The sequence below is a fragment of the Stenotrophomonas maltophilia genome (assembly GCF_023518235.1).
In the GTDB taxonomy this organism is placed as follows: Bacteria; Pseudomonadota; Gammaproteobacteria; order Xanthomonadales; family Xanthomonadaceae; genus Stenotrophomonas.
This window is the reverse complement of record NZ_CP090423.1, coordinates 746,279-763,158: the sequence shown is the minus strand read 5'-3', so window position 1 is coordinate 763,158 and position 16,880 is coordinate 746,279. Positions and strand designations below refer to the sequence as shown.

Genomic DNA, 16,880 nt, shown 5'->3' with positions numbered 1-16,880 from the left:
CGAAGGGTCTCCGGAGAACGCATGTTCAAGGAAAGGGTCAGTAGCTGGTGCTGATGTTGAAATGCAGGCGCGGGTCGTCCTTGCGCGTGACCGGGCCATCGGCGTAGGGCCAGGCGTAGTCCAGGCGCAGTTGCAGGTGCTCGCCCAGGCGCAGCTGCGCGCCCAGGCCGACCGAGGCCAGGTTGTACTTGTCACGCTGCTCGGGCAGCGACTGACGCAGGCGCAGGTACGCCGCATCAGCAAAGCTGTAGACGCGCAGATCGGTGCCGCTCCACAGCGACCACGCCGGGGTGCGCCATTCCAGGCTGGCCAAGCCGCCGTAGTCGCCGATCGCCTCGGCCGACAGGTAACCGCGCACGGTGTACATGCCGCCGGCGGCGAACTGTTCGGCCGACACCAGCGGCGCGTCGGTCACCTGCAACGAGCCGCGCGCGTACCACTGCCAGTCACTGCCGAAGGTGTGGGTGTTGGCCACATCGGCCTTGAACGCCACGAAGCTCGGGTCGGCCCAGTAGCGCTTCTGGCCGAACGCGGTGGCATCGCTGCCATAGCCGAACAGACGCCGGGTGCCGGCCACCAGCTGGGTATTGATGCTCAGCTGATCGTGCTCGCCCTGGCGCACACCGACGAAGCCCAGGGTGACCGGGGCGTACTTCAACGGCGTCTTCAGGCTGTCCTTGCCCATCTGCGTATCTTCTTCGGTGTCCTTGAAATCCACACCGAGGCTGAGCTGGCGCCACCACTGGCTGCTGCCGGCCAGGCGGTAGTTGAGCTTGAGGCCGATCGAATGGCCGTTGCCGATCACATTGGTGCCGGTACCGGTACCGACCTGGCCGCCTGCATTGAGCACGCGGCTGTCGGATTTATAGCCGGACGCTTCCAGGCTCCACGGCGTGCCCTCGAACGGCATCGTGTATGACGCCGAGAACACCTTGGCCTGCTTGGTATCTTCCGGCGCCATGTAGACGCTCACGCTGGCACTGTGCCCGCGCTTCCATAGATTGTCGTAGGCCAGCGACGCGCTCAGCCGCAGCTTCTCGGTGTCGGCGCTGTGGTCGTTGTTGAGGGCCGCACTGGCGCGCCACGGCGACTTCTCCTCCACCTGCAGATCCACGTCCATCGTGCCCGGCACCTGGCCCTCGCGCACCAGCGGCATCACCTGGCGGCGTCCGCCTTCGTTCAACGCGGTCAGTTCCTTCTGCGCCTGGTCGAAATCCGGCACCTTGCCCTCGGCCAGCGCAGGCACGCGCTCGCGGATGCGGTCGGGGGACTCATGCTTGGTGCCCACCACACGCAGCTGGCCGATCGGCGTCTGCTGTACTTTCAGCAGTACCACGCCGCCACTGACCTGCTGTTCCGGCAGCTCGACATGGACCGACTGGTAGCCGGCCTGCTGGTACAAGGCGTTCACCGCATCGCGCGCCTTCTCGACATCGGCCAGCGTCTTGCCAGGGCCCAGGAACGGCTCCACCGCGCGTTCGATCTGGCGTGGGTCGAGTACCGTGTTGCCACGCACGATGTACTCGTTGATGTTGACGCTGGGCGCCGGCGCCACGTCCTGCGCAAGCAGTGGCAGCGGCAACGCGGCCAGGGCCAGCACCAGCGGATGCAGGCGCAGCGTGAGGCGGTCGGCTCGGCACGGAACAGGAGTCATCGAAGGCATCGCGTCGTATCGAAGGGAATGGCCAGGGAGCGGCGCGTGGGTCTACCAACAGGACGTGTACGCCGCGTCAAAGCCGCCAACAGTTTTGTGACAGCACTGTCATCTTTTGACAGCGCCGAAACGCCTGCCGGCGGACCCTGCCTTCGCCACACGTCTTCATTGCAGAACGTCAATTGCTGCGGGAGATTCGAGATGCGTGAATCGTTGATGGCGTGCCTGCGCGCCGCCCTCTCCCTTGCTCTGCTGCTGTCGCTGCCGTCGGCTCGCGCCGATGAGACGACCAAGCAGGAAGACGCCGCGCCCTGCATCGAAGTGCAGGTCAACGGCGAGCGCGTCCCGGCATGGGAGTGCCTGCAACGCAAGCTGGCCCCGCCTGCGAACGCGGCCAAACCGGCAACGCTGCCCGAGGCCGAACGCGTGATGCGGTTACCGGGAAACCAGCGCATGCAGTACAACCTGGAAGGCACGCGGCAGCGCATGGGCGATGCCTTTGGTCGCTCGGTAGTGCCGCAGCGACCTGCGCGCCGAACCATCGCTCGGCAGGAGTCTGTAGCGTCGAGCCATGCTCGACTGTTCTCGCAGACGCAGCCGAGCGTGGACCCGGCTCTACCGTGCGGCCGGCACGATGCCATCGGTCGGCATCGGGGGCAGCCCAGGCACCGGTAGACTGCGTGACTGCCCGGCCTGTGTCAGTTCCACGGTACTGGCGCTGACGCTGGCCAGCACCGTAGACGGGCCCAGCCGTTGCCCAGGCGCATAGGCCACGGCGGGCCGGCCATCCACCGAAAGCAGCGCCAGCGGCGCGTGGTCGCCGGCCATCACGCCCAGCACGACAACGTCGGTCTGCACCGCGCCCGGTGAAAGCAGCCGCACCAGCGGCACGCTTGCAGCGGCATCGAAGGCGGGCCGTGCGGGAGGCCCGGCGTGCGCTTCGCTGGCGGCGGCCGCCGCTACCGGCGCGGCCAGGGTCACGCCCCAATAGACCACCACCGCCAGCAGCAGCGTGGCTGCCAACAGGGTCAACATCCGATTGCGATCCCAGCGCTTGCCATCCATGTTCCGCACCATCGACACCTTCGTGTACGCCCACGCTAGCAGCTGCCGCTGACGCTTTTGTTTCATCATGGACGCGTAGGCTGCCAAGCGTCGGCAAGGACAGGAGGCGATGTCGATGCAGCGCATTCCGCGCGGCTTCACGCTGCTGGAACTGATGGTGGTGCTGGTGATCATCGGCATCTGCACGGCCGGTATCGGCCTGGGGCTGGGCAGCCTGCTCGACCCCAGCCGCCAGCTGCGGCAGGAGGCTGAACGGCTGGCGCAGCGCCTGCAGGTGGCGCGCGACGAGGCGCGTATCGATGGCAGGGCCCTGCGCTGGCAGGCCGATGCCTCCGGCTATCGATTCAGCCGCCGCGACGGCGCCCACTGGGTGGACGTGCAGCGCGACGATCTGCTGCGGCCGCAACGCTGGCAGGCGGCGGGCGTCACGGTACAGCCCGCAACCGCCATCGAACTGAGCCCGGAGTGGATCGGGGTTCCCTGGGAACTGGCACTGTCGCTGGATGGCCGCAACGTGCGTCTTCGTGATGATGGCAGCGGACAGTTGCAGGTCATGCAATGAAGCGGAACGCGGGCGGATTCACCTTGATTGAAGTACTGATCGCACTGGCGATCGTGTCGATCGCGTTGGCCGCGGTGATGCGCTCGGTGGCCGTGGCCACCGACGATCAATCGCGCCTGCGTGATCGTCGCCTCGCGCTGCTGTGTGCGCAGGATCGCTGGCAGGAACTGCGCCTTTCCGGGCAGGTGCCGCAGCAGGGGCAGCAGCGCTGCGTGCAGGGGCGCGGCAGCTTCCTGGTACTGCAACAGCTGGGGTCGGGCGCAGACGGGCAAGCGCAGCTGGAACTGAGCGTGGTTGCCGAGGATGCGCCGGCGCAGGCGCTGGCACGGCTGCAGCTGCCGTGGACATCGCCGCCATGAGACGCCCTGCCGGCGGGTTCACCCTGATCGAGGTGATGATCGCGATCACCATCATGGGCGTACTGGCACTGATCTGCTGGCGCGCGCTGGACAGCGTGGCCAGCAGCGACCAGCGCCTGCGCCAGGCCGATGCCGAGACCACCACCGCGTTGCGGGTACTGCAGCAGTTCCAGCGCGATATCGAAATGCGCGCAGACGACGCGCTGATGAACGGTGCGGTGCGCCCTGCGGACCAGCCGCAGCGGCTGCTGCCACCTTCGCTGGCGAGCGAGCGGCACCCGGATGGCAGCTTCGCGTTGGAGATCACCCGCAGCGTGGGCAGCGACGGGCTGCGCTGGCAGCGGGTGCGCTGGTGGCGGCAGGGCAACACGTTGTGGCGGGCCAGCGGTGCAGCCACCGACCGGTACCCCCTGCCGGCACCGGAGCCGTCGAAGGGCATTGCCGTGGCACGCGATGTACAACGGTTCGAACTGCGTGCCTGGGAGCCCGGTGCGGGCTGGTCGGCGTTGCCGGGCCAGGGCGAGGTGATGCCCGCCACCGGGCTGGAACTGCGGCTTGGGCTGCGCGATGGGCGTGGGCCGCTGAGCTACCGGCGGGTGTTGGCGTTGTAGGATTCTTCCCTGGCAACGCATCCACGCATGGCGTGGCTCTACCACCCTCCTGCCGCCGGGCGCACTCCTGCACCCGGCGGCGCCGTGTCGGTGGTCCTCACCGCCGATGGCCGCTCCCTGCCCTCCGTGCCGTCCTGGCTGGGGCCGCTGCCGTTCCGTGGCGGCTGGCCCGATGCTGCGTGTTCCTGCAGGGTGGTCGCATTCACGCAGGGCGTGGATCTACCGACGCTGCGTGCCCTCCTCGGGGTTCGCCTGCGGGAACTGGAAGGCGCTGTTGCTGTCGTAGCCGCTGCTGACCTGGGTGCCGCGCGCCGGCGGAGCGATGCTGCTGGTGCCGCCGCCAAAGCCCAGAATCTGCACACTGATCACCGACGGCTGGTTGCGCCGCGCATCATCCTGGCTCTTGCGCATCACGTCCTGTGCGGCCTGGCTGGTGCTGTTGGCCGCCGCACTGGCCGAGGCCAGCGCGTTGACGTTCACCGTGGCCAGCACCGGCAGGCCCTTGCTTTCGCCCTGTACCTGGATGTTGGCGGCGTTGAGCACCTGCAGGGCGGCAAGGTTGATGTTGCCCGACACACGGATGCCAGCCTCGCCCGCATCGATGGTGCCCAGCGGCGCGATCAGGTCGACGTCGCCCGGCGGCACTTCGGCAATGGGGTTCAACGTTGCGATGCCTGCACCGCTGGCCGGGGCCTGCGGCGAAAGGATCACGTTGCCCCAGCCGTCATAGACGCGTCGCGGTGGCGTGTACAACAACGTGGTCTGCGAACCACGACCGGCATTGATGTCACCCTGCTCCGACCAGGCCAGGATGTCTCCGCCGAAGGTTGTCATCACCCGCGACAGCCCCAGCAGAACGCTGTCCTGGCTGAACAGCCGGATGTCACCCTGCCCCTGCGTCACCAGCCCGGCACTGGCCGGTGGCACCACACCCTGCACACCGACCACGATCTGCCCGCCCGGCGCCATCAGCTCGATGTTGCCACCGGCTTCAGTACGCACGCCCGAACCGCCGTACATCACGATATCGCCGGTACGGTCGATGGCCGTTCCGGCAGCATCCTTGTCCGGCATCAGCGTGGCGATCGCCTCGCGCCCGCGCAGGTACGAACCGAAACGCGGGCCTTCGGCATCGGTGTACTCGCGCCCACCTTCACGGAGTTCGGCATAGTAGACCTGGCGCAGGAAGATGCGCTGCTGTTCCTTCGGCAGCCGGTCGAACGCTGCCAGGGCCTCGGCGCCCTCCACAACTGATCCGAAGCGCTGCTGCAGCCACTGCCTCAACTCCTTGTCGTAGATCTTCACCGCCTTGCCCGGCTGCGAGGCCAACGACTGCGAGGCATCGGCGAGGTTGGCCGGATCCAGGTAGCGGGTGCGCACTGCGTCGAAATCAATGCCCTGGTTGCCCGCCGTCAAGGCAATGCTTGCGCCCGGGCGCGTATCGCCCTGCACGATGCCGCCCAGGCTGACGATGCTGCCCGCCTCCTCCTGGCGCAGCTGGCGACCGGCGCTGACCTCGACATTACCCGGGCCGGCCACCGTCAGGTTGCTGCGGATGATGTCCCGGCCCGCCTCGATCCCGCTGATATCGGTACCGCTGGTGTTGAGCGCGGTGACGTCGGCGCCGATGACATCGCGGCCGGCGCGCAGCCGTACCGCCGAACCCGCCTCAAACCAGTCAAATACGGTACGCCCATCATTCTGGCCATTGCGCGAGAGCTGCCGCCTGCTGCCGCTGCCCAGCCCGATGATATCGCCGGCCACGGCATAGAACCGGCTGACCGCAGTCGGCGTAGCCGGCAACAACGCACCCAGCGCGGTATTGGGACCGAACGCGAAGTACGGCAGCACGGTGCCGGGGCTGGCCGCATTCCCATCGACGGATACATTGCTGCGGACGGTTCCCGCGTTTCCTGGTCCCTGCGCGATGAAACCGGGATCGAACGGGCCAGGGATGCGGGCATCACTGCTGGAGCGCGCGATCTGGGTCGCCCGGTTGGCAGCCAGGATCGATCCTCCCGCCAACACCTCCAGCCGCCCCGACGCCGACGGCGCCAGCAGGATGACGTCCTGGGCATCGGGCACACTGCTGCTGCGCAGATTGGCGAGATTGATGTTGCCGGAGGCCGCAATGGCGGTGAACCGGGAGGGATACAGCCAGTAGTTGAGATAGATGTCGCCATTGCGGGCGTTGCTCTCGACCACCTCCCTGGCCTGGTTGCTGCCGCTCGCATGCTGCGTGCCCACCAGGCCCGGCGAGAGATTGCCGCCGGCGGAGAACAGGTCCAGCGCGGTGCGCGGCGTCCATAGCGAGAACCAGCTTGTGCCAGACGCGCGGCTGCCATCATCCAGCACGATGGTGTTGAAATTGGCCACGGGAACCCGGCCTGGATCGGCTGCACTACCCAGCACCACGTCGCCGCGTGCCTGCAACTGCGCGGTTGAGTCGCCCAGCACCAGTACCGGTCCGGCCATCGCAATCGGGCTGTCGGCCACCAGCGGATCCTTCAGGCCCAGCTGCCCATAGCTGGCCTGGACTGCACTGAGGCCACCGATGCGCGCAGCGTCGATGCGGGTATTGCCACGAACATTGGTCACCACGCCATTGACGTCCAGGTCCTGCTGATCCGATGTGCTGCCACGACTGCTGGCACGCAGGCCCGGATTCAGTGCCCCCGCGCTGCGCAGGGCCATGTCACCACCGCCGGTGACATGCAACTGGCCATCGACCACGCGCCCGGTTGAGCCGACCGCGACCGAAAGCGCACCCGAATGCGGCGAGATCTCGTACCCCAGCGCGTTGCCCATGCTGTCCAGCATGCCCATATGGCGGCCTGCGTCCAGGCTCAGATTGCCGCCCCCCAACGTCCCGAACCCGGTGAAGCCCACCAGGCGGGGGGTTGCATCCAGTTCGGGCCTCACCGTGCTGTAGGTTCCGAAGTTGATCCACCAACTGGTCGGCGTCTGCACGACACCACCGGTGGTGCCCGATCCCTGCCGCCACAACCAGTTGCCCACCGCTGCGCTTGAGTGGCCAGCCTGGTCGCGCTGGACCGTGCCCGATTCCGCGCGGAAGCTCCATGTATCGCCGATGATGTCGCGCCCCGCCTCGATGCGCAGATTGCCACCCTGGTCCGGATACCACGCCTGATAGCTGGCGAGGGCCGCGTCGTAGGCCCCGGAGGCCTGGGTCGAACCGAGCAGCACGGTGTTCTCCGGCTTCGGCGCACGCGCCGCGTTGAAGCGCGGATCGCTGCCATCACCCAGATGGGTGGGCGTACCTGCGGTGTAGACACCGAAGCCGGATTTCATGCGCACGTCCTGCGCCGCCAGCAGCGCCAGGTCTCCCTTGCCGGTACGCAGCACGCTCCAGGCCGGCGCGCCCAGGCGCTTGCCGTAGGTGGTGACTTCGGTAAGCGTACCGCCGCCGTAGCAGTAGCCGGTGACTGCACAGATATCTTCCTCGGACATGCCCATCTCGGCGCCAAGTTCCGATGCAGGCCGGCCGACCCAGGACTCGTCTCCCCACCACATCAGCGAACCCTCCTTGTCCACCAGGCGCGGCGCCGCGCCGCAGAACGGTCCCAGTTCGCAGATGTCACCTTCGGCGACACCGAGCATTTCCGCCGCCTCCCGCGGCGACTTGCCGACCAGACTGTCGTCTCCCCACCAGAACAGCGAACCTTCCAGGTTGACGACACGATCGCCTTTCCATTCCGTCGTGGTGGTCACCGTACCGATGGTGCTGTAGTGGCTGTCGGCGAGCACGATGCTGCCGTCACTGCCCCAGCGGCGCGTGCGCGGATCGGCAGACGCCGTATCTGCACCGGCCACGGCGGTCATGTCCCATGACGTGGTCCCTTCGGGCAGCATCGCGGCCAACGCCCAATTACGCCCCTGTCGGCCGCTGGCGTCGGCCACCCTCAGTTTCACCGGAGCGTCGCCAGCCAGTTCCACCTTGGTCATCGAGGGGATGATGGCGCCGGCATGCAGATCCAGTGCGCCGGAAAGCTTCATTGCATTGGGCAGTGCGACGCCGGCCGGCCACACCTGTGCGGCCACCGGCGCCGGCGTGCGCAGGCGGAAGCCGGCACCCAGCCGTGCGCCTGCCTGCAGGGTAAGCGCCTGGGCCAGCACGGTGCCTGCTGCCAGCACCTGGCCGCCATCGGTGGTCACCGCCGCCCCCAGCACACTGCCTGCGGGCAGCGTGAGCTCTGCCGACAGCGTCATGGGCGCCGGCAGCACCGTACCGGACGGCAAGGTCAGCGCCTGGAACGGCAGTGCGTAATTCAGTGTCGCACCGGCGCGGAACTCGGTGCCACTCTGGAGCTTGACCCCCTCGCCGGGCACGATCAGATCGCCGCCAAATGCGGTGTTCGGCGAGCCTGCGCTGCGCCCTTCCAGCAGCATCCAGCCGTCTTCATCCGGGTTGGCAGGCGGCGGCGCGAATCCGTCGTTGATGCTGCCATAGACGTTGATATCGCCCTCGGCACGCAGCACCAGCGCTGCCGACTCGCCGAATCCACGGCGTGCAGGATCGACACGGTTCGACTGCGGTCCGTAGCGGTAGCCGGACAGATCGATATCGCCGGCCACCACCAGGTCGCCACGCGGATTGTCGCTGCTGCTCCGCGCCACCAGCTGCATACCGGGGCGCAGGCGGTAGCTGCCCAGGGCGGCGGTGCGCTGCTGCAATCCGGTATTGGCCAGCGCGGCGTTCATCCACAGGCTGTTGTCCGGGTCCACCACCGTATCCAGCCATTGCTGGTTGATCACCTGCGGACGATGGCCGTGCACGTCTGGAGCGCTGGCCAGCGGCGCCGAATCGTAGCTGCGGAAGGCGTTGACCTGGAGGTCGCCGGCACCGGCAATGCGGATGCCGCTGGCCACCTCGATCGCTGCATCGTTGCTGCCCACGCGGGGCACGTTGAGCTTGACGCTGGCGCGTGCGCGGCCGTCGTTCTGGCCCGGGCCGCTACCGGTGGCCACCGAAGTGCCGGCGCGCAGGTCCATCGAGGCAGCCGCACCCAGCTGCAGGCTGCCGTTGGACGAGGTCAGTTCAATCATGGCCCGGTTCGGGCTGTCGATGATCTTGCCGTAGCTGTCCACGCGCAGGCCGCTGCCATGCGCATCCAACGTGCCATCGATACGCAGCACATCGCGCGCGGACAGGCGGATGCTGCCGACCTGTTCGCCACTGGCATCGATGCGGCCCGAGACCTGCAGGCTGCCGCCATCGACGCTGATATCGACATTGCGGGCTTTCACCTCATCGCCGATCAGCAGGTCGCCTTCACGCAACTGGAAGGTCCGGCCACCGGTGATGCCACCGGCGGTAAGCCGAGTGTTCAGTCCGGAGAAGTCCTGCAACTGGCGTGCACGCAGCACCAGCTCGCCACCGTCGTAGGGCACTTCGGTGCCACCGGCGTCGTAGCGGCCGCTGGCGCCGCCCAGCAGGATCCCGGCCAGATCGACGCGGCCGCCCTGCGGGCCCAGCGCAGCGACAGTCAGGCGGCCGCCGCGGTTGTTGCGGGCGGATAGGTCGATACGCGACCCGGCGTCGGCAACGATGTCACCTTCGCGGCTCGTCAGCGCCACGTCGCCGCCCCAGCTGTACTTGTCCACGTCGAACAGGGTGACCTTGCGTCCGGCCATGTCCAGCACCGCGTTGCTGCCAAGCGCCACGTCCTGGCGGGCATTGGCTTCGAACCGGCCGGACGCCAGCGCCACCCGGCTGTCGATGCCGATCCGTTCGGCCGTTATCGACAACTCCGCACCCAACGCATCGCTGCCCGTGGTCGCCGCAGCACCGCGCAGCTGCACCGTTCCGCCATTGCGGATGGCCAGCTGCGCACCCGCGTTGCCGGTCAGCAGCGGGGTGACGATATCCAGCGCGCCGCCGCTGAACTGCCAGCCGCTGCCTGCCACGTAGTCGCCCTGGCGCTGGAAGACGTCCAGGCTGCCCTTGCCGGAGAACAGCATGCGATCCGACGCCGCCAGCGTAACGCCGGCGAAGCCGAGCACCTGGCGATCTGCGGCCACCGACGAGCTGGGCCGGGTGAAGGGCGCACGCCCCAGCTCCAGCACCCGCGTACTGATCTCCAGCTGTCCTTGGCCAAGCCGCCCCACCATCGCCTCGCCGGCCGGTTGGGTCTGCTCACCGCCGGCCAATGCGGTGCCGGCCAGCGTACCGTCCCAGACCAGCGTATCGGCGAAGATGCGCGCGCGATCGGTAGCGCTGCCGTAACCGTGGATGGCCGGTGCGCCCAGCACCAGGCTGCGCAGGCTGCTACGGCCGGTTGCGCCCTCACGGGTGTCCAGGTCCACGCTGCCGAAGACGTTGATGGCATCGCGCGCAGTCAGGCTGAGCGCCTCCAGCGCCGGCGCGCCGGTGGCGGTGTTTCCGCGCAGCAACCGCTGCAGCACCTCCTGGTTCATGGTCATGCCGGCCGGCAGGCCACCGGCCGCCGTTGCCGCCGCAATGGCTTCGGCGCTGCCGAGATTGAGGGCCGACATGCCCAGGCCGAGCTGGCGCGTGCCATAGCTCACCGCGTCGCCAATGTTCAAGGCGCCGTCGGTGACCACATTGATGCTGCCTGCCGACAGCAACCGGGTCTGGCCATTGCAGCCCACCACGCATCCGCCGATGTCGATCGCCACCGGACCGGCGGCAGTGCCGCCCTGCGCACTGAGCGCCGTCAAGCGCTGGTTGGACACGGCAAGCAGGCCGCCCGACACCAGATAGGGCGCCGTGGGCTGCACCACGCGCGAGGGATCGGCCGCGGTCAAGGTATCGATCGAAGCACCCTGCTCGACCAGGATTCCCTTGCCCCCGAACGCGGCCGACAGCAGCACTTCCTGCGCCGTCAGGTTGACGCCGTTGCGCACCACGATGTGCTGCGCGCTGCCCTCCAGCGAATAAGTCGTCGCGTCACGCCGCAGCACGCCGCCGATCAGCATCGTTTCCGGGCGGAACGCATTGAGCGCCGAATCGAAGAGGGTGGCGCCGCTGCCGCTGCCGGCACTAGCGCGCTGGGTGGCAATCTCCAGCAACGCCTCATTGGAAGCGAGCAGATTGACCAAAAGGGTGCCGCCCCGTCCGTCATTGCTGCCGGCGTTGAAGCGTGACACGCCCTGGAAGATCGCGGCCGGCACGCTGGAACGTCCGGCGCCATCGCCCAGCACCAGATTGAGGTTGCCCGCGTCCGTTGGCCGCCAGCGCAGCGCTTCACCACGCCGCTCGGCCACGCCCTGTACGAACGCGCTGTAGGGCGTCTCGTTGTAGCTGGCATGGCGGCGCACCACATCCGCCGGCGTCAGCACCAGATCGGTGAGCAGCGATGAGACTGCACCACCCAGGCTCTGCGCCTGGTGTCCACTGACGCGCCAGGAGCCGGTGCCGGTGGCCACGGGCTGGCGGCTGCCAACGGCGCTCTCAGCCCCGACTTCGACGCGGAACGCGCCCTTCTGCAGTGCGTAGCTGGCCGGCAGCAGCGTGTAGGTTCCCGCCGGGAGGCCGGGAACCCCGGCAGGAATGACAATCTGCTGGCCAACGCGCGGATCGGCGCTGCTGTCAGCGATCGCCTGCGGCGCCTGCGTGCCCGAGCGTCCCGGCATGATCGCGTAGACCGCATTGTCACTGCCGCTGAAGCGGTAGCGCGGGTTCGCGTCCGCCAGCGCGTGCCGCAGGATGTCCACCGAACCGCCTCGCCCGGCCACGAATGCGGCACCGGACAGCTCGCCGCCGCCGGACACGTCCAGCACGCTGCCCGCCACGCCATTGAAGGCGTTGGCCACGATGTCGATACCGATCGGGATGTTGGTCGAGCCGGGGCCCAGCACATCGAAGTCGGCACCATTGCGGCGCCAGCCCACACCATCGACGGTGCCGCCAAACGGAAGCTGCAGGCCCGCTCCGCTCACCGACGTCACGCTGCCTGCAAGCAGGTCGACGCGGCCGGCCACATTGGCGTTGAACTGCCGGCCACCGAGCTGCACACGGCCCCACGGTGCCTGCACATTGCCGCCCTGCACCACCGTCGCCGCCACCAGCTCCAGGCTTCCGAACGCAGAGTCCGGTGCCGGTTGCGCGCCGCCTGCAACGCCATGGATGCGCAGCACGGCGTCGGGGTTCTGCCAGAACGGCTCGCCCGAAGGACCGATGTCGGGCACGCCGGCCACGATGCGTCCCTTGGCCCGGGCCGCCGGGTACAGGCGTGCGGCGCTGATGTCGATCGAACCCGGGCTTGCCAGCGTGGAGACCAGTGAACTGCTGGCGACCGGGGCCAGCATGCGGATGTCACCGCTGCTGCGCAGCGCGACCTGATCGAAGCCCGCCAGCCAGGTCACATCGCGCAGGTCGATCAGATCGGCGCCCACCTCCAGGCGATGCTGCCGGCCGGAGTCGAGGGGCGCCTCCAGCGGGCGCAACGTGCCTTCGCCGGCCGGTTGCCACCAGCGGCCCTGCGCAAGGCGGACATACGGCGCGGCCAGTTGCAGGCGGCCGCCCTCGCTGCCACCCGGGACGAAGCCGAGGTAACGCTCATTCAAGCCCTGGATGCGCAGGCTCTGGTCCATGCGCAGATTGACATCCCCCTGCGCACGGATGTCACCGAACAGGGCCAGATGATCGAAACCACCGGCCTCGATCTGCTCCACCGACAGTGCCGCATGGCCGTATTCAAAGCGTGCAGGCAGGTCCGCCGTCTGCGCGGCGTGCTGGGTCAGTGAGATCACCCGCGGTGCCAGCACGTCCTTGCCGTTTGCCGTCCTGCCGTAGGTGCCGCCACCGAAGGCAACCCCCAGGGTGCCGCCGCGCGCGCCGTCGCCGCCGGCCGCTGCGTCCAGTTCACCCTGCAGGTACAGGGCATTGCCGGTGCGCAGCACGATGCTGCCGCCGTCGCTGTCCACGCGGGTGCGCCCGCTGCCATCGATGTCGAGCATCGCCGAGGCACCGGACGCATCCAGCCGCGCCCCACGCTCCACCACCACGAAGGTATCGGGCGGCAGGTGGCGTACGTTGTCCTGGTCTTCCCAGTCCAGCGCGCCCCCGATCTCGATCGTTCCGCCCTTGCGCACCTGCCCGCGCAACGTCCCGCGCGCGTCGGCCAGCGAAACGGTATCGCCACTCACGTCCAACAGTGCGCCGTCGGCGATCGTCCACTGGCGCTCGCGGCGCGCATCACCACGTACACCGGATGGATCAAATGCCTCATCCAGGCGGATGCGGCCGCCGGCCGCCTTCAGACGGCCGGCCACACTCAGGTTGCCGGCGCTGAACAGTTCGATCGACTGGCCCGGGTCGACCTCGATCCCGGCCCCCTTGCCAACGCGCAGGTCGGCCGTGGACAGCAGATGCCCGGCGCGCAGTGTCAGGCTCGCGCCGCCGCGCTGCGATACGCGACCACTGCTCGGATCGGCCTCGTACAGCGATGGCGTCCAGGCCTGCACGCCCTGCTCGCGGGCCAGGGCCTGCGCTGCGCCGTCGGCCAGGCGCAGCCCAGGTCGCTCCACCTGCAGCTGGGTGCCCTGTTCAACCGTCAACCCGTTGTGACCGGCGATGTCATAGCCGGCGAAGCCGCTGTTGAACAGCGCTGCCTGCAATCGCAGCGAGGCTGCCGATGCATCCGTGCCAGCCGCGCCGATGGACACCGCACCGCCGGTTGCCAACGTGAAGTTGCCGCTGCCATTACCGAGCGCGCTGAAGCGCGCGCCCTGGCCGAAGCGCAGCCGGCCGCTGCCGTCGGTGGCGACCTCGGTGCTGGCCGCGAGCAGACTGACGCTGCCGCCCTTGCCGACGCGCCCCTTGCCGTTGGCATCGATCGCGCCGCCGGCATCGACCAGAATCGTCGCTCCCTCGCCCACACCGATGTCGTGGCTGCTGTTGAAGCGCACCTGTCCGCCGTCGATCCACGCCTGTGCCGGACCGCCCTCCGGCGCTGCAAGCGCGTTGCTCCAGCCACCGCCAAGATCAATCCGCGCGCCCGCCGCAACGTCCACCGCGCCGCGCCCGGACCTCAGCAGCGCCGTGGGCCCGCCAAGCGCCGCAAGCAGGTTGCCGGCGTCCACCTGCCCACCGGCAATCTGCACCGTTCCACCGAAGCTGACGCGGCTTGCGGTGAGTCCCAGCCGGCCGCCTTCCTGCAACCTGAGCGTGCTATCAAGGTCGATACGGCCCGCCGAAGCGAGGTCCACCTGCCCCCAGCGCTGGGCGCTCAGCACCTCACTGTCCAGCCACACCGTATTGCGCTGTGCTTCCGCGATCGGCGCCTGCAGTGTCCACGGCCGGGCGTCGGCCTGGATCTCTCCGATGCGGACATTCGAATCGAACACCGCACTGCGACCGGTGTTGTCGAAGCGCCCGAGCCACAGCTGGGCGTTGCGGGCCACGGCCGTCTGCGCCTGCGCGTACCCGTCCTGCACCGGGTCGGGGCGGCGCGTCTGCTGCAGGCCCTGGAAGGCCGCCGTGTCCACCTGGCCCTGCAGCACCGCTGTCGGCGCCGAGATCAGCAAGCGGCCAGCATCGCGTCCCACGGTGTACCCATTGTCGAAGCGTTGACCGGGGGCGACCAGCGGGTTGCGGAAGGATTCGGTGACGCCCCAGCGCTCCTGCTTCAGTTCGTAGCCCTGGTACAGACCGTCGTACAGCATCTCCGCCGGTGCATCGTCAAGGCGGTACAACTGGCCATTACGGCCACGCAGCCAGCTCTGCTGCACCACACCGGACTGCACGTCCAGGCTGCCACCGGCCAGATTGATGCGTGAACCGGCGTGGCTGACCACTTCCTTGCCTGCCAGCTGGACGGTGCCGCCCTGCGCCGCCCATTCGCTGATCGAATGCCCCTGATTGTCCAGGTACCCACCCACTTCCAGCAGGCCGCCACCGGCATACCAGCGCGTGCCTTCATAGCCACCGGTACCGGCGGCGACTTCGGTCAACTGGCGGCGGTCGATCCACACCTCGCTGCTGATCAGCTTGCCGCTGTCACGGTTGTCGGGCGAATCGCGCAGCTCGTTGCCCTGCACCTTCACCTTGACGTTGTTGCTTTCCATCGCCACCTGCACGCCCACCGCACCGGAGACGTCCACGCGTGCGCCATCATCCAGATAGCTGCGGCGGCCGGCGTCGGCGATCACCTGGCCGCCGGTGGCCACTGCCAGCGAGCCGGCCTGGAAGTCCACATCGCCGCCGGAGACGACTTCGATGCGGGATTGCTCGCGGCGGTCCTGCAGGCGCGAGAGATTGTCGAAGGTGCCACTGTTGCTGGCACCGCGAAGTTTGTCCTGCTCGGCCGACTCCTTGATGAGGGCATCGCGCTGGCTGTCCAGCGCCGTGCTCTTGCCATCGTCTTCCAGCAGCACGGCCGTAGTCGAACCGGAAGCCAGGGTCACGCGGCCCGCCGCATCGGACGCCGAGTTCAGCAGGTGTACGGTGCCGCGCTGATTCAGCGTGGTGGTGGCAACCGCAACGCCGGCCTGTTCCACCGTGCGACCGGCCAGCGTGATGTCGCCCTCGCGGGCCTGGATCAGACCGCTGTTGCGAACGCTGCCGGCCGTGCTGTCGGCGACGAAGCGCGGCGCGATCTCGTTGCCACGGGTGGTCGATGCAGTGTTCTGCGCCGTGCCCGCGCCACGGCGGATCACGAAACTGTCGCCGGCGGCAAGCTGGGTCTGGCCTTTGCGCGTCTCGATCTGGCCCGCGTTCTCCACGCTGTGGCCGGCCAGCAGCACGTAGCCACCGCCCCGCGTTGCCGTGGTGGGTTCGTGGGTGGTGATGCGTGCACCGCGTTCGACCATGACCTTGCCCAGGGCGTCGGTCATCGCCGAGGTGTTCGCGTCGGCACTGTACAGACCCTGCTCACGGAACTGCGCGTCGCTGATGCGTGCCGCCGCCGCCACCAGGTTGCGGACATTGACCTGGCTGTTGTTGCCGAACACCACGCCATTGCGGTTGGCAACGAACACAGTGCCATTGGCCTTCAGCTGGCCAAGGATCTGGCTGGGCCGTGCGGCGGGATCGTTGACCCGGTTCAGCACGGCCCAATCGGCGTTCTGCAGGAAATTCAGCGTGGTGTTGCCACCAATGTTGAAGGTTTCCCAGTTCAGGATCGCCTGATCGGCGGTCTGCTCGATGTTGACCAGCACTCGCCCGTCGGCCGCCTGCGACTGGATCGCTTCGCGGGCATTGATCCAGCCACGCGTCAACGGATTCTCGTCAACCTTCAGGCCATCCTTGCCCAGGCCATCGGCCACTACGAAGCCCGCCTCGCGGCGCGTCTGCCGTGCCTGCTCCTGCAGGCGCTGCTGCAGGGCAATGGCCTGCGCGGCCGTGCCGAGGTTGTCAATGGACTGCTGCAGCTTCTGCCGCGCCGCATCCTGCTGCTGCGCGGGCAGCTGGAACTGGATCGGCACGCCATTGGGCATGCGCCCGCTCTGTGCCGCCGCGCCCTGCGCCGCACCGCGTTCGGCGAACCAGCCGGGGCTGAACGCCTGCTGGGCCTGGCTGGCCGGGGCCACCACGCTGCCCAGGGCCACGGCAACGGCCCAGGCCATCGGGTGGCTGCGCCACAGGGCAGCAGGGAAGCGGGCGGTGGGCGAATGCGGGTGCGACATCGGGGACCTCGTCAACC

Annotated in this window: 6 protein-coding genes and 1 pseudogene; 4 read left to right on the top strand and 3 right to left on the bottom strand. The window is 68.4% G+C overall.

The window, feature by feature from the left end:
* Nucleotides 1–37: 37 nt before the first annotated feature.
* Nucleotides 38–1,654 carry a ShlB/FhaC/HecB family hemolysin secretion/activation protein gene (locus LZ605_RS03740; RefSeq protein WP_249843854.1) on the bottom strand — a complete coding sequence of 539 codons (1,617 nt, stop codon included), beginning with the start codon at nt 1,652–1,654 and terminating at the stop codon, nt 38–40.
* A 201-nt stretch (nt 1,655–1,855) separates the two neighbouring features.
* Between LZ605_RS03740 and LZ605_RS03735 the strand changes: the two are divergent.
* Nucleotides 1,856–2,188, top strand: a pseudogene (locus LZ605_RS03735) (hypothetical protein); the annotation flags it as partial.
* 81 nt (nt 2,189–2,269) lie between these two features.
* Here LZ605_RS03735 and LZ605_RS03730 read toward each other — a convergent pair.
* Nucleotides 2,270–2,719, bottom strand: coding sequence for a general secretion pathway protein (locus LZ605_RS03730; protein ID WP_249843853.1), 450 nt, complete (start codon nt 2,717–2,719; stop codon nt 2,270–2,272).
* Between the two features lie 115 nt (nt 2,720–2,834).
* On the opposite strand from LZ605_RS03730, the gene gspH reads away from it, so the two are divergent.
* From gspH to LZ605_RS03715, 3 genes are read left to right on the top strand one after another with little or no spacing between them, the layout of a single operon-like run.
* Nucleotides 2,835–3,281, top strand: a complete 447-nt coding sequence (gene gspH, locus LZ605_RS03725; RefSeq protein ID WP_279923403.1) for a type II secretion system minor pseudopilin GspH — start codon at nt 2,835–2,837, stop codon at nt 3,279–3,281.
* The gene (gspI, locus tag LZ605_RS03720; protein ID WP_249843851.1) at nt 3,278–3,640 is read left to right on the top strand and encodes a type II secretion system minor pseudopilin GspI; all 363 of its coding nucleotides are present in this window, start codon (nt 3,278–3,280) and stop codon (nt 3,638–3,640) included. The genes gspH and gspI overlap by 4 nt, the downstream gene beginning before the upstream one ends.
* On the top strand, nt 3,637–4,251 hold the full coding sequence (locus tag LZ605_RS03715; protein ID WP_249843850.1) for a prepilin-type N-terminal cleavage/methylation domain-containing protein: 615 nt from the start codon (nt 3,637–3,639) through the stop codon (nt 4,249–4,251). Before gspI ends, LZ605_RS03715 begins: the two co-directional genes overlap by 4 nt.
* Nucleotides 4,252–4,470: 219 nt before the next feature.
* On the opposite strand, the gene LZ605_RS03710 is transcribed toward LZ605_RS03715, so the two are convergent.
* Nucleotides 4,471–16,863, bottom strand: a complete 12,393-nt coding sequence (locus LZ605_RS03710) for a filamentous haemagglutinin family protein (RefSeq protein WP_249843849.1) — start codon at nt 16,861–16,863, stop codon at nt 4,471–4,473.
* Nucleotides 16,864–16,880 lie beyond the last annotated feature (17 nt).

Coding starts and splice junctions, on each gene's coding strand:
- LZ605_RS03740 (WP_249843854.1), bottom strand. CDS start 1,654: ATGACTCCTGTTCCGTGCCGAGCCGACCGCCTCACGCTGCGCCTGCAT.
- LZ605_RS03730 (WP_249843853.1), bottom strand. CDS start 2,719: ATGGATGGCAAGCGCTGGGATCGCAATCGGATGTTGACCCTGTTGGCA.
- gspH (WP_279923403.1), top strand. CDS start 2,835: ATGCAGCGCATTCCGCGCGGCTTCACGCTGCTGGAACTGATGGTGGTG.
- gspI (WP_249843851.1), top strand. CDS start 3,278: ATGAAGCGGAACGCGGGCGGATTCACCTTGATTGAAGTACTGATCGCA.
- LZ605_RS03715 (WP_249843850.1), top strand. CDS start 3,637: ATGAGACGCCCTGCCGGCGGGTTCACCCTGATCGAGGTGATGATCGCG.
- LZ605_RS03710 (WP_249843849.1), bottom strand. CDS start 16,863: ATGTCGCACCCGCATTCGCCCACCGCCCGCTTCCCTGCTGCCCTGTGG.